The organism is Bifidobacterium aemilianum (genome assembly GCF_003315635.1).
GTDB lineage: Bacteria > Actinomycetota > Actinomycetes > Actinomycetales > Bifidobacteriaceae > Bifidobacterium > Bifidobacterium aemilianum.
Genome location: NZ_PDCG01000003.1, coordinates 145,737 through 160,128 on the forward strand (window position 1 = coordinate 145,737; position 14,392 = coordinate 160,128).

At 58.2% G+C, this 14,392-nt stretch carries 10 protein-coding genes; 4 read left to right on the forward strand and 6 right to left on the reverse strand.

Annotated features, from left to right (window positions below; genetic code table 11):
* Positions 1 to 224: 224 nt before the first annotated feature.
* Positions 225 to 1,457, forward strand: a complete 1,233-nt coding sequence (locus tag CRD60_RS04380) for a putative ABC transporter permease (protein ID WP_113860219.1) — start codon at positions 225 to 227, stop codon at positions 1,455 to 1,457.
* A gap of 681 nt (positions 1,458 to 2,138) precedes the next feature.
* On the forward strand, positions 2,139 to 4,064 hold the full coding sequence (locus tag CRD60_RS04385) for an isopeptide-forming domain-containing fimbrial protein (RefSeq protein WP_113860083.1): 1,926 nt from the start codon (positions 2,139 to 2,141) through the stop codon (positions 4,062 to 4,064).
* Between the two features lie 622 nt (positions 4,065 to 4,686).
* Here CRD60_RS04385 and nrdF read toward each other — a convergent pair.
* From nrdF to CRD60_RS04410, 6 genes are all read right to left on the reverse strand, one after another.
* Positions 4,687 to 5,679 carry a class 1b ribonucleoside-diphosphate reductase subunit beta gene (gene nrdF, locus CRD60_RS04390; RefSeq protein WP_113860084.1) on the reverse strand — a complete coding sequence of 331 codons (993 nt, stop codon included), beginning with the start codon at positions 5,677 to 5,679 and terminating at the stop codon, positions 4,687 to 4,689.
* Positions 5,680 to 5,791: 112 nt separating this feature from the next.
* The gene (locus CRD60_RS08790; protein WP_161522184.1) at positions 5,792 to 5,968 is read right to left on the reverse strand and encodes a hypothetical protein; all 177 of its coding nucleotides are present in this window, start codon (positions 5,966 to 5,968) and stop codon (positions 5,792 to 5,794) included.
* A 101-nt stretch (positions 5,969 to 6,069) separates the two neighbouring features.
* Complete coding sequence (gene nrdE, locus CRD60_RS04395; RefSeq protein ID WP_113860085.1) at positions 6,070 to 8,265, reverse strand: class 1b ribonucleoside-diphosphate reductase subunit alpha; 2,196 nt, start codon at positions 8,263 to 8,265, stop codon at positions 6,070 to 6,072.
* Positions 8,266 to 8,390: 125 nt separating this feature from the next.
* Positions 8,391 to 8,909 carry a class Ib ribonucleoside-diphosphate reductase assembly flavoprotein NrdI gene (nrdI, locus tag CRD60_RS04400; RefSeq protein ID WP_113860086.1) on the reverse strand — a complete coding sequence of 173 codons (519 nt, stop codon included), beginning with the start codon at positions 8,907 to 8,909 and terminating at the stop codon, positions 8,391 to 8,393.
* Entirely contained in the window at positions 8,906 to 9,169 is a 264-nt protein-coding gene (gene nrdH, locus CRD60_RS04405; RefSeq protein WP_113860220.1) for a glutaredoxin-like protein NrdH, read from the reverse strand. Before nrdH ends, nrdI begins: the two co-directional genes overlap by 4 nt.
* Positions 9,170 to 9,561: 392 nt before the next feature.
* Entirely contained in the window at positions 9,562 to 10,404 is an 843-nt protein-coding gene (locus CRD60_RS04410) for a TetR/AcrR family transcriptional regulator (RefSeq protein ID WP_127975637.1), read from the reverse strand.
* Between the two features lie 217 nt (positions 10,405 to 10,621).
* On the opposite strand from CRD60_RS04410, the gene CRD60_RS04415 reads away from it, so the two are divergent.
* Complete coding sequence (locus tag CRD60_RS04415; RefSeq protein WP_113860088.1) at positions 10,622 to 12,298, forward strand: MFS transporter; 1,677 nt, start codon at positions 10,622 to 10,624, stop codon at positions 12,296 to 12,298.
* Positions 12,299 to 13,679: 1,381 nt separating this feature from the next.
* The gene (locus CRD60_RS04425; protein WP_161522185.1) at positions 13,680 to 14,378 is read left to right on the forward strand and encodes a helix-turn-helix domain-containing protein; all 699 of its coding nucleotides are present in this window, start codon (positions 13,680 to 13,682) and stop codon (positions 14,376 to 14,378) included.
* The last annotated feature ends 14 nt before the right edge of the window (positions 14,379 to 14,392 follow it).

The following is a 14,392-nucleotide window of genomic DNA, read 5'->3' on the forward strand; positions in this document are numbered from 1 at the left end:
TCATACTGTGGGTGAATCCCATCTCGGTAAATGAGACCGTGTATATATAGGTATGGTTGTACTGAAGAGGGAATGGAGGTCCCATGCACGGCTCGGACGAGGGCAGCAAGCACGAGGGTCTGCCAGCCCCGCTGGATGGTTCGCAGCAGGACCGAGCATTGGCTACAGATCCTGACCTGATTCCGCAGCAGCTCCGGCCCCTTCCCACTGACCAGTCGGTCGCCATGGACACCCTGCACGCGGCCGAGGAACTGGCCACCTACCAATCCCTCCAGGCTGTACAGGACCAGCCCAGCACCGATGGCAAACGCCTGCCCCTGATCGCCCGCATCTATGGCGTCCTGGTCCTCCTCCAGGGATTGGTCTCCCTGCCTCAGTTGGTCTGGGACGTCATTGACAATGCCCGCCGTTTCCTGACCGGCCACATGCACATCGACGCCCTCTCCCTCAACTTCATCCTCTCGGTACTTCATGTGGCTGTGAGCCTGGTGAGTCTGCTGGGCCTGGTGGTGTTCGGCATCCTCCTCCTACGCAACCACCGCCGCCACGCCGCGGGCTGGTCCTATATTCTGATGCCGCTGACCCTGGCGGAGGGCATGCTGTCCCTGGCCCTGGACGGCCTGGGCACCAACCTCCTGCTCCCCCTGGTCCAGCTGGCCATTCTGGTGGCCCTGTCCATCAGCCTGGACCCGACCCTGATCGAGGAGCGTCGCCTCCAGCACTCCCTCAAGCGCATGGATGACCGGGACGACTATGAGTCCGCCCTGACCCACGGCATGCTGGGCCGTGACCCCACGGGCAAGGGCTACATCTCCTTGGACTTCTTCAATTCCTTCTGGCTCTTTGTCATCGCCTGCATATTCGGCCTGTTGGTCGAGACCGTCTACCATCTGCTGGTCTACGGGGAGTTCCAGGACCGCGCCGGCCTGCTTTGGGGGCCCTTCTCACCCATATATGGCTGCGGAGCCCTGCTCCTGACGGTCTTCCTCAACCGCCTCTGGCGCTCCAACCCCCTGCTCATCTTCTGTGCTTCGGCGGTCATCGGCGGTGCCTTCGAGTATTTCGTCTCCTGGTTCATGGAGGTGGCCTTCGGCATCGTCGCCTGGGATTACACGGGTCACTGGCTCTCCATCGACGGTCGCACCTCGGGTCTCTACATGTTCTTCTGGGGGCTGCTGGGGGTGCTGTGGATCAAGATCATCCTCCCCAGGCTCCTCTGGCTGATCAACCTCATCCCCTGGCAGGTCCGCTATTCGCTTACTGCGGTCTTCCTGCTCCTAATGCTCGTTGACGTGGTCATGACCCTCATGGCCCTTGATTGCTGGTATGGCCGTCTCTCTGGTGGCCCTCAAGACTCTCCCGTGACACGCTTCTTCGGCCATTATTTCAGCAATGACTACATGCAGTCGCGCTTCCAGACCATGAGCATTGACCCAGCCCGTTCAAATCGCGGCTGAAGGCTCTTTCTGCCGGCGTGCAGCCCCGGTGCTGGCGGATGTATGGGTATAAGAGGCCACTGACATTGCGGATTCAATATATCGCGACACCCAGTCGGCTTGCATTGCCGGATCAGTTGATGGTAATGTTCTTCATAGATGTTCGATGGGGGACTTAACGGGCTGCGCCTTTACTGAAGTAGGGGGCTTGTGTGCGTTAGCATCGAACCGGCGTTGGTTGGAGTAAGGGTTTTGCTCGAGTTGGCTATTAAGCCCTCGGCATCTAATTCCCATCATTCATCCTTGTTGGGTGGTTCAATGCTGTCACCTTCTCGTTATGGTTCATGACTTGGTCTTGTGAACTTCCTCAAGGAATACCGACGGATGCATATAGGTACGCGTGGGTTAGACGTGCGCTGTTTATACACCATGTGATGCCTAGTAATCTTCCGTTTGTTTGCAGCCGCCCTCTACAGGGTCGGTGAATCTTTCACGGGTGCCACAAGAGCAAGATTGACCATAGCCCATTGGTTGGTCGCACCTTTTCGAAAGAAAGGCGCAGACCTCCAAGAGCCGGTCGGTAGGGACCCGCTTGCGGGCTGCCGTCAAGGTTGACTATGGAAACTCCGGTTTGGGGTTGTTGGACTCTGACTGGTGCATGATTTTTGAGTGATCACTCAAAGGAAAAATAAAGGAGTAATAATGAAGAAAAACGCGTTAGGTCGTGGGGTACTTGGCCTCACGGTGAGCGCGGCGATGGTCCTCGGACTGTCGCTGGCAGGCGCTTCGACGGCTTCGGCTGTCGAGACTGTGGATTTGACCAAGACCAATGGTATCGACATTGTAATTAGCACGGATCCCGCCAAGCGTCCCATTGTTGGCCATAAGTTCAAGGCCCTGAAGGTTGCTGACTACTCGGCTGCTACCTTGAATGCCGCTGACCAGACCATCGCTGATGGCGTATCCGTCTCCACTGTTGGCACCTATGAGTCCGCTGCAGAGAATGCTATCACTGCAGCCGGTGGCGTTTTCAACTCCGGTCAGTACGCCAACAATGCTTTTGCCCAGGTTGCCACTGACTGGTCCGGTTACTCGGGTGCAGATACAACCTCCAATAGCCGGGGTGCGCACTTCGACGGCATGCTGCGTAAGTTCATGACCTCTTTCACTGCTGATTCTACGGTTCAGGCCGATTTGAACAGTCAGACCGAAGTTACAGCAACTACTTCTGGTGCGACTTTCTCCAACCTGGCGCAGGGTCTGTACGTGATTGTTGAGACTTCCGGTGCCGGCGTAACTGGGAATAAGTCCATCCCGATGCTGGTTGGTACCCCGATTGGTACTTCAGGCTCCAATGCCGTACATATTGGGAACGCATCTTCCCCTGAGCTGGGTAAGGTCGAGTTCAAGTCTGAAAACGAGCCTGAGCTCACCAAAACCACTTCGGCTCAGGATGTGGCTATCGGCGATCAGGTTCCTTTCTCCGTGAAGACCAAGGTTCCTTCGACTGTTGGCTACCCTCTGGGCGGATACCTCTTCCGTGTCACTGATGCTCCCGGTCGAGGCTTCGATTTGCCCACCAGTGTTACGGTCCTGGTTAACAACCGTCCAGTCACGTCTGGCGTAAACACTTGGACTCTCACTACTGATTCTGGTCGGCACCGTTTCGTTGTTGCTTTCAACGGCATCATGAACAGCACCACTTTCCCAGTTGGCGCCGATATTGAGATTAAGTACCAGCTTCTGGTGAATTCCACCGCTGACTCCACCAACATCAACAACAATGTTAGCATTCGTCACTCCACCAACCCCAACGCTCCTGCCACCCCGAACAACCCCCCGCAGAATGGTCCGAACGTGCCTGGCAATAGTGGCTCTGGTGATGGTGATGATGCCAACACCGGTCAAACCAACACTGGTAACGAGCAGCAAGTTCCTGGCCAGTCCAACAATGGAAACAACAACAATGGCAACAACACCTCACCTCAGCTGTACTTCTACGGTTTCGATATCAACAAGCAGGACAAGGTTTCCTCAGCTTACCTCACTGGTGCCAAGTTCACTGTCAGGAAGAGTGGTGTTATGGATTCCCTGAAGTTCGTGAAGTTGGGTAATGGTAACTTCAAGAAGGCTGTCTCCAACACCTGCGCAGTCAACAACACTACCTGCGTCGAGGAGCTTGAGGTTTCTGATGCCACGAGTGCAAGCCTACCTGATGCACCCAAGGGACACCTGTATATTGATGGTCTTGCTGCTGGCGAGTATAAGATCAAGGAGACCGTCCAGGCTACTAATCACTCCGCTGTTCTGCCTGAGTTCACTGAGACCATCAACAGTGGTACTCCCGATGCTCCTGTCTTCACCTACACCTCTGCTCCGATCAGCGACTTCGGCCTGATTACCAATGTTGGTACCAGGAACAACCCGAACGACGGTACCAGCAAGCCTTTGTGGGAAACCGTTCGTGTTGACAACGTCACCAACATCGCTCAGCTGCCCATCACTGGTGGCGCCGGTATCATCCTGGCCGTCATCGTTGCTCTGGGTGCCGGTGTCACGGCTCTGGTCCTGGTTCAGGTCCGTCGCCGTCGCATGGCCTCCGCTTCCGCTGGTCTGCTGACCCGCTGATGTCCCTTTACGGTCTGACCTGATTCCTGATCAGGTCTCAGGTCAGACCCTCTAGTTTTGACCAGTGAGTGCTTTGCCTCGCTGCGTCTTAAGACCTACGTTTTTTGGTCAAATTGCGGCGAACCGGGGGATACCCCCATCTTTCCCGGTTCCTCGCCCTGCGGACTTGTACCGTGCGGGGCCAGAAGACGTATGGGCGGCCGGTGTCGGCCTGAAATTCCTAGAATTCCAGGTTCGGCGCCGGCCGTTTCACTTTTTGCCTTCATGTCCGGTCCACAGAGTTGTTGACACGAATTCAATATGAGCGAGTTCCCAAGCATTGATTAATCGCGATCACTTGATAGATTCTGCTCTACGACGAGAGCAGGTGATTTGTGAATACTTGGGCGGTTGGTCTCTCGTCATACAAGCTCTCAAGCTGTAATTCAGGAAGCACAGATGTTTCTTGTGGACAGCAACACGTTCTGCATAGTCACTGTTTCATTTCAACTTCTCAAAAACCTCTACATTGAGTTCATCGCTGCTGTTCTGCGGATATGACTTGGCCGCCGCTCCTGCTGATGAGGGGCGACGGCCAGCTTAGGCAGTCAAGGTGGTGCTGGGTAAAAGGCTGTAAGGCTCCTTAGAAGTCCCAGTCCTCGTCATCGGTCTCGACAGCCTTGCCCATCACGTAGGAGGAGCCTGAGCCGGAGAAGAAGTCGTGGTTCTCGTCGGCGTTGGGGCTCAGGGAGGCGATGATGGCGGGGTTCACATCGCAGATCTCGGCGGGGAAGAGGGCGGGGTAGCCCAGGTTCATGAGGGCCTTGTTGCCGTTGTAGCGCAGGAACTTCTCAACATCCTCCACCAGGCCCACGCCAGAGTAGAGGCTCTCGGTGTAGGCAACCTCATTGTCATAGAGCTCGTTGAGGAGGTCGTAGGTGTAGTCCTGCATGTCCTCACGCTCCATGTCGGAGACCTTCTCCAAGCCCTTCTGGTACTTGTAGCCGATGTAGTAGCCGTGAACTGCCTCGTCGCGGATGATGAGACGGATCAGGTCGGCGGTATTGGTCAGCTTGGCGTGGGAGGAGAAGTACATGGGCAGGTAGAAGCCCGAGTAGAAGAGGAAGGACTCAAGCAGGGTGGAGGCCACCTTGCGCTTGAGGGGGCTGTCGCCTTCATAGTAGTCCAGGACGATCTCGGCCTTCTTCTGGAGGAACTCGTTGTGCTCAGACCAATCGAAGGCGGCGTCAATCTCCGGGGTGGAGGCCAGGGTGGAGAAGATGGAGGAGTATGACTTGGCGTGCACGGACTCCATAAAGGAGATGTTGGTGTACACGGCCTCCTCATGGGGGGTCAGGGAGTCGGGAATCAGCGACACGGCGCCGACTGTGCCCTGGATGGTGTCGAGGAGGGTCAGGCCGGTGAAGACCCTCATGGTCAGGGTGTGCTCCTCCTCGCTCATCTTGTTCCAGATCGGGATGTCGTTGGAGACCGGCACCTTTTCCGGCAGCCAGAAGTTACCGGTCAAACGGTCCCACACCTCCAGGTCCTTCTCGTCCTCGAGACGGTTCCAATTGATGGCGGATACGCGGTCAATCAGCTTGAGGGGCTTGCGTGGAACGGAAATGGGTGCCATGGTTCTTGTCTTTCTCCCTATGAGGGGGTTGGTTGTTGCTGTTAAGAATGCGGGAAGGCTGCCTTTGGCCGGTTCACTGTTTTGTCAGTGAACCGGCATCCGGCAGGGGCATTCAGGGTGTCTTTCGGAGTTCGGCCTTGCTGGGCTTCATGAAGGCCTGTGGGTTGCCATCTGCCAAGGGCTTGAAGGCCTGGGCGCCGGCAGTGTGGACCTGCCTGGCTGACTTGACCTCAGTGAAGTCCTCCGGGGCCGTCAGATGCAGGAGGGCCTTGTAGATGCGGGGTGACATATATTCTCCTTTACTGCCTACTGATGACAGTGCGGTGGCGGGAGCCAAAGCCTGAACGCTGACGGATCAGACTCAGGCTCCCGCCACCAGCGGGCTGCCGCCTAGAGCATGCAGCTGACGCAGCCCTCCACTTCGGTCCCTTCCAGGGCCTGCTGGCGGATGCGGATGTAGTAGAGGGTCTTGATGCCCTTGCGCCAGGCGTAGATCTGGGCCTTGTTCAGGTCGCGCGTGGTGACCGTGTCAGGGTAGAAGAGGGTCAGCGACAGGCCCTGGTCAACGTGCTGGGTGGCCTGCGCGTAAGTGTCCACAATGGCCTGCCAGCCAATCTCGTAGGCATCCTTGAAGTACTCCAGGTTGTCGTTGGTCATGTAGGGCGCCGGGTAGTAGACGCGGCCGATCTTGCCCTCCTTGCGAATCTCGATCTTGGAGGCGATCGGGTGGATGGAGGAGGTGGAGTGGTTGATGTAGGAGATGGACCCTGTGGGCGGAATGGCCTGGAGGTTCTGGTTGTAGATGCCGTCGCGAATGATCTCGTCGCGCAGGGTCTCCCAATCCGAAAGGTTGGGAATGTTGATGCCAAAACGGTCGAACATGTCCTTGACCCGCTGGGTGCGGGGCTCCAGGGACCTGCTGCCGTCCGTGTACTTGTCGAAATAGTTCCCCTGGCCGGCCGGCTTGGCGTAGGCGGAGGTCGGGAAGGACTTGAAGGCGGAGCCACGGTCGACGGCCAGCTGATGGGAGGCCTTGTAGGCGTGGTAGGCCACGGTCATGAAGTAGATGTCGGTGAAGTCCAGGGCCTCCTCGGAGCCGTACATGATGGACTCACGGGCAAGGAAGCCGTGGAGGTTCATCTGGCCAAGGCCGATGGCGTGGCTCTCCTTGTTGCCCCGCTCGATCGAGGGCACGCAGTCCACGTTCTCCTCCTCGGAAACGGCGGTCAGGGCGCGGATGGCGGTCTCGACCGTATCGGCCAGGCCGTCGTCCATGGCCTTGGCGATGTTCAGGGAACCCAGGTTGCAGGAGATGTCCTTGCCGACATGCTTGTAGGTCAGGTCCTCGTTGAATTCGCTGGCCTCCTGGACCTGGAGGATCTCCGAGCATAGGTTGCTCATGGTGATTCGGCCCTCGATGGGGTTGGCCTTGTTTACCGTGTCCTCGAAGAGGATGTAGGGGTAGCCGGACTCGAACTGGATCTCAGCCAGGGTCATGAAGAACTCACGGGCATCAATGTAGGTCTTGGTGATGCGGTCGTCGGCCACCATCTCGTCATAGTGCTCGGTCACGGAGATGTCGGCGAAGGGCTTGCCGTACACACGCTCCACGTCATAGGGGGAGAAGAGGGCCATCTTCTCCTTCTTCTGGGCCAGGCGGAAGGTCACGTCGGGCACGACCACGCCCAGGGAGAGGGACTTGATGCGGATCTTCTCGTCCGCATTCTCACGCTTGGTGTCCAGGAAACGCAGGATGTCAGGGTGGTGGGCGTTCAGATAGACGGCGCCTGCGCCCTGGCGCGCACCAAGCTGGTTGGCGTAGGAGAAGGAATCCTCCAGGAGCTTCATGACCGGAATCACGCCGGAGGACTGGCCCTGGATGTGCTTGATGGGGGCTCCCTGCTCACGCAGGTTGGTCAGGAGCAGGGCCACGCCGCCGCCGCGCTTGGAGAGCTGGAGGGCCGCGTTGATGCCGCGGGAGATGGACTCCATGTTGTCTTCGATGCGCACCAGGAAGCAGGAGACCGGTTCGCCGCGCTGGGCCTTGCCCAGGTTTAGGAAGGTGGGGGTCGCCGGCTGGAAGCGTCCGGAGATGATCTCGTCGGCGTACTTGATGGCTGCCTGCTCGTCGCCGCTGGCCAGCTCCAGGGCCACGGCCCCGGCCCGCTGGGGGAAGTCCTCGAGGTACTGCTTGCCATCGAAGGACTTCAGGGCATAGGAGGTGTAGAACTTGAAGGCGCCCAGGAAGGTGTCGAACTCGAAGCCGGATGCTTCGATGTGCTCATAGAAGGAGTCCAGGAACTCAGGGCTGTACTGGTCGAAGACGGCCTTGTTGTAGTACTGGTGGTCAATCAGGTAGTCCAGGCGCTCACGGGTGCTGCCGAAGGAGAGGGTGTTGGCGGCCACATGGCCCTTGACGTACTCGCGCTCCGCCTCCTTGTCCTTGCCGAACTGGATCTTGCCGTCGGCGTCGTAGAGGTTGAGCATGGCGTTCAGGGCGTGGTAGTCGTGGGCCGGATCGTAGGTCTCCCCGGTCGGCTCCTGGGTCTGGTCCATGTTCAGCATGGTGTTGTCGATGCTTGCCATTGGTATTCCTTAGTGTGTTGTGGGCCTGGTCCGGCTTGGAAAGACGGGCTGCGGACGGGTTTGTCCCAAGCCGATTGCTGCTGGTGTGTTGTGCCGGCCTTACCGGTGTGTTGCTGGCGGCTTGCTTACATCCCGCTGACAGTGCCTGAGGCGACGGTATCCGCGGTGACACTGTCGGAGGCATGTTCAGGGTGCTGCTGGAAGAAATCCAGCACGCCTTTTCTGACCTTGGCCTGGTCCTCGGGAGTGCCCATGAGCTCGAAGTAGTACATGAAGGGCACCTTGCATTTTCTGGAGATAATGTCACCTGCGGCGCAGAAGGCCTCGCCGAAGTTGGTGTTCCCGGCTGCGACCACCCCACGAATCCACGAGCGGTTCTCGGGCTCGTTCAGGAACTTCTTGACCTGGACCGGCAGTGCCTTCTTCGGGTTGCCGCCGCCATAGGTCGGCACCACGATGATGTAGGGCTCCCGGACCTCCAGAGCAGGCTCCTTGGGCCGCAGGGGAATGCGGTAGACGTTGATTCCCTCGTCCTGCAGGTGGCAATTGGCCATGAACCTTGCCGTGTTCTCCGAGGCCGAGGAGAAGTAGACCACGGCCCCTATGGCCTGTGTTCCCTCCGCGGCGTATTCGGGCTGGCTCATGCTAGGACCTGGTGATCTGCCAGCTCGGTCACGTCCTGCTTGACCAGGGCCTTGATCAGGTCGGGGCGGTAGCCGCTCCAGGAGGCATCGGGAGTGATGACCACGGGGGCCTGGCGGAAACCGGCCTCCTGGAGCTGGTCCAGGGTGGCGGGGTTCTCGGTGAGGTCTACAGTCTCAAAATCAACGCCCTGGCGGGTCAGCTGGCGCTTGGTTGCCTCGCACTGGGGGCAGCGGGGCTTGGTGAAGACGGTAACGGTCATGATGTCCTCCTGGTCTGGGTGCTCAGCCGGTCTGGCAGGGCAGGTCATAATTCTCTCGCCCTTGGGCTTACGGGAATCAGTACTTACAGAATAGACAGATTACATGCTTGTTCTTTGGAAGAGAATCACTAACTATAGTGGCGTGTCGCCGCAGCAAACACTAGATGTAGTGCTTGAAAGCCCTGTATCCCTAGGCTCCAAGCCAATCGTCGAACCCTTGGCCACTAGATGTCGAATCGTGAATTGTTGTATTAATCACATCTGGGTTTCTGGCTTGCAAGTTGCCGGGGTTTACGGTAGCGGTTTTTGCCGTCATCGATGATGTGCCTGATGAGTGAGGAATCTTGCCGTCCTGGCCCTTTGGCGGGGTCTGTATTCCGCTTGGGATCTGCCTAATCTGGCCGCTCCTCGCCCCGGAAGCTTTCGGCGATGGTGCGACAGGCTTGGACGGTGTCCTCGATGATGGCGGCCTGCTCTGCCTGCTGTTTCCTGGACTTGTGTGACTGGTCATCTGCGGTGGCGCCAGGTTTGTCCCCGTAGACGGGTGAGGTTCCTCTGATGGTGAGCAGATGCATGCTGCTGCCAAGCATCCCCCGGGTCAGGGCGATGCCGATTCGCGCCTTGTCGCGGTTGAGGGCTTGCCAGGCCTTCATCATGGGTTCATCGATCTGGGAGTATAGCTGCTTGATGTGGCGATAATTGTGATTGAACTCGCCGTAGGCCTTGTTGCTGCGGTCCTTGCCTGTCGTGCCTTGTTGCTCGGCATTGGCCTCGCGGTCCCGGTCTGATGGGCCTGCTTGCTCGGTCCGGCCGTCCTCGCGTCCCTGCTTGTCGTGCTGGTCCTCTTTCGACCCTGCCTGGTCTTGGGGTATCTTGTCCATCGGCAGGTTGGGAATCTCCAGCAGCCAGCCCTTGCCTTCCCCCACCGCCTCGTCGAGGTTGATGCGTACCCAAGCGGTTATGATGTCCACTGGGTCCTGGATTTGTGCCAGTCCTTCCTCCAAGGCATGCTGCCAGTGGGGCATGTGCCGTTCAAGGAGGAGCTGACAGAGGTCATCCATGTCGTGTACATAGCGGTATATGGAATTGCGGGCGATGCCGGCGCCCTTGGATACGGCGGATGGGGTCAGGGCCTCCTTGCCGTGGGTCTTGACGATATGCTCGGCCGAGTCCAGGAGGGCCTGCATGGTGTTCTTTCTGTGCTCGGCCAGTGTCGCTTCGCTGATGCGTGGCATCGAATCACCTCGTTCTCCCGTTCGTGTCGCCTGTTTGGTTCCCCATCGCAGGAGTGTATACGCTGGGGTATGGGACTGCGACACCCTGTGGACCGACTTGCGCTTTCCATTGTAGGGACGTATAGTCGCAAAAGTTAGAGACGGCGTGTCCTGAAAGCTTCTGCTATGCGAGGATGCCACAGGACCGCCCGTCAAGCATGTCTTTCGGAGGCGAATCATGAGTGAGAAGACCGGGAAGCGCACATCGCCCACTGGCAACCCTGCCGGCAGGCAGGCGGCCGAGGCTGACACCCCGCCCTGGAACGCCCTGTGGGTGCTGGCCCTGGGACTGGCCATGATCGTGCTCGATGGATCCATCGTCAACGTCACCATCCCCACCATCATCAACGAGATCCACATCAGCCTGACCGATGCCCAGTGGATCACCTCCCTCTACAGCATCGTGCTGGCGGCCTTGCTTCTTCCCTTCGGCAAGCTCGGCGACATCCACGGGCGACGGACTGTCCTGCAGGTGGGCGTGGTCATCTTCGTCCTCAGCTCCCTCCTGGCGGCCTCCTCCCAGGGCAGCGGCCTCCTCCTGGCGTCCCGTGCCCTCCAAGGCATCGGCGGAGCCATGATCATGCCCACCACCCTCTCCACGGTCTCGGCCACCTTCCGGGGCAAGTACCGGGCAGCGGCCTTCGGTGTCTGGGGTGCCGTCATGAGCGCCGCCGCCGCCATCGGCCCACTGCTGGGCGGTCTCTTCACCCAGACCATCGGCTGGCGCTGGATCTTCCTGGTGAACGTGCCCCTGGGTCTGATCGTCTTCGTCGGTTCCGTCCTCTTCGTACCCCAGTCGGGTGGCCGCCAGGAGGGTGTCAAGGCCGGATTCGACCCCCTGGGTGTCGTGTTGTCGGCCCTGGGGTCGGCCCTGCTGCTCTTCGGTCTGATCGAGGGCGAGACCTATGGCTGGTGGAAGCCAAACAGCGAGCTGACGCTCGGTGCCCTGACTTGGGGCAAGGATTGGCCCATCTCTCCCATCCCCTGCTGCCTTTTGCTCGGCTTCCTCTTCTTTGGGGCCTTTGCCCTGGTCGAAAGCAAGCGTGGTCGGATCGGCAAGCCGGTCATGCTCGACCTCTCCCTATTCCGTATTCACACCTTCTCCTGGGGCAACCTGGCGGCCGCGGCCATCGCCGCCGGCGAATTTGTGATCGTCTTCGTATTGCCGCTCTACCTGATTAACGCCCGCCAGTACTCCACCCTGGGCGCAGGTGGCATGATCGCCGGCCTGGCGGTCGGCTCCATTGTCGCCGGTGGTCTGGCCCGGCTCGTGTCCGCCAAGATCGGTCCCGGCGGCACCGTCCAGCTTGGTCTGGTGCTGGAAATCATAGGAGTGGTCATCCTCATTGTCCTTATGCCCGCCAAGTCCTCTGCCCTGCTTTTGCTCGCGCCACTGGTTATCTATGGCTTCGGTCTGGGCCTTGCCTCGGCCCAGCTGACCTCGCTGGTGCTTTCCCAGGTGCCCATCGCCCAGTCCGGCGAGGGTTCGGCCACCCAGTCCACCGTCCGCCAGCTGGGCACCGGCCTGGGTGCGGCCGTGGCTGGTACATCCCTGGCTGTGGCCCTCCACGCCGTACTGCCCGGCAAACTTGAGGTCATCGAGCACCTGCCACAGCGGATCGCCGACGGGCTAACCAAGGCCGTCAGCAGCTCAGCGGGCAACGCCATCGGCGGCATCCGTTCCCAAGGCACCAACGGCAAGCTTGGCGGCCTGGGCCCCCAGGTGGTCGATGCCATGACCTCCGGTTTCATCCAGGCCGGGCAGTGGGCCATGGGCATCGCCTGCGTCCTCCTGCTGATCGGACTGGTCGCCTCCATCAAGGTCCGCTCCGCCTCCAAGCAGGCCGGCATATAGGAGCTGACACACGCCGAGGGTGGTCCTGGCCCCTACCGCCGTCGGCATCACGAATCTTCCCTTGTGGTGCATGGGGATATGCACGGGGCTGGTAGCCGGTTGGGTCGGACATTCGATCCCTTGAAGTGAGGTTGGACCTACCCGACCGGCAAGGGGAACACTGGGGCCCGGACGACTGAGCGCGTCCGGGCCCCAGTGTTTGCATCCAGCGTCTGGACCACGCCGGTGATGGAGCTTCGTGACTGCTTTTACGCTACCGTTGCAACAGCCATCCGGTGTGGGGATCATGTGGGACTCGAACGAATCCGTTCAAGGCCCACATATCTATATGGGCAGTTCTAATTGCTTCAGAGCAAGGTTGATTGATATAACGCCATGTTGTGTGCAATATAAGTGCTTTGCAATCGTAAGATTAAAAGGTTCCAAGTCGCTGGGGGTATTCCCCGGCACCTTATTTAAGGGTCCCTTGCCTATGTCTGAGCTCAGCATCATGGTTGATGAATCTGGCGAGTGGGGAAAGCTGTCACGTTACTATCTCATAACTCTTGTATTCCATAACCAGTCGGAGACTTTCAATGAGGTCTAAAAGGATGTGCGTCTCATTTGCAAAGTTCCAATTTGCCAGATATTCCGTTTCAAGCAAGCCCCTTGCCCAACGGGCATGACGTGTATCGAGATTTACCTGTGGAGGCACGAAAGAGATTGTTTCCTGCCTTCTTTACCTTGGCGCGCAAGCCACCATTTACGTATGTGACTTTTGCGCGGCAAAAAAAGAATTCAATGATGATAAAGTGCGTTTCACCGCTCAGCTAAGGAAAGATCTGGCTGATTTCCTATGGTCGCATCTCGAGTATTTTCAATCATTCGACACGGTTAAGATCTACTACGATAATGGCCAATAGGTAGTTACTGATGCGTTGAGGGCGTCGATTGACTGTGCCCTCTGTAAGGAAGCAGTCATACATAAAAATGTTTCGCCTGTAATATACTGGCTTGAGCAGGTTGCTGACTTATTGTGCACTCTTGAACTTACTGCCAAGCAATTTGATGCGAATCAGGAGACAGCCACCGACCAGAGGTTTTTCGTAGCCGTCGGGATTTCGTCAAGAATTATTTCAGGGTCCTGCGTAAAAAGCCTACGGAATAAGGATGGTTTTGACCGGACCATCGCAATGAAGCCAACAGACTGTCTAGAACAGCACGTACATAAGCTGCGCGAACCCTTGAAAATAAGGGTGTCAAAGAATTTTGCCGGGCTGATTTTTGGTTGGGACGAGGTTGGCTTGCTGGCGTGAGGGGGTCGGACTTGCGCAGGTCACGATGACTCAAACACATAGTCACCAACCAACTTCTATCAGTGAACGATGGTCGCGGAAAGCGAGTGGCAGAGGTATGGAACTCGGCAATCAGATTCGCCGGTATCGATCGGAGCAGGGTATGTCCCAGGACGGATCATGCGGGGAGGATCTGCGCATCCCGCCAGACCATATCCAACTGGGAGAACGACCGCAACTACCCGGACGTGCAGAACCTGCTCATCCTCTCCAATCCCTTCGATGTGACCATCGACCAGCTGATCAAGGGAGACCTCGACATTATGGATAAGAGCATTGATTCGGAAGCCAAGACCCTCCGGCGACCCAACTGGGCTGGTGTGATCCCCATAGCCCTCATGTACGCGGCAATCATCATCGGATTCAGCCTCTATATGATGTTCCATAAGCAAATCGTGATTTTGGATGCCACTCTGGCCGTGGTGGTGATCGCGGCAGTCCTCGGAGTCCTGACGTTCGCTTACACCGATCGGATAAAGGCCCGTAATGATGTGCAGACCTATCGCGAGATCAAAGCCTTCCTAGCTGGCGAGGAAGTGGACAGGAGCAAGCGTACGCGCTTTCAACGCTGGGCTATACCCCAGTCTCCTGGGCTGGCCTTCAAGTCCCATCCGATTGCGGGACCCGTCATCGCGTTCTTCCTGGTCTGTATGCTTGGCTGCCTTCTCGGCGTGGGCATCGTATGGACCCTGATTCATGTTTTTGGCATAAGCTGGCTTGCCCAGGGCAAGCGCCACGCCTTGTAGTGGAATGGCGCGGA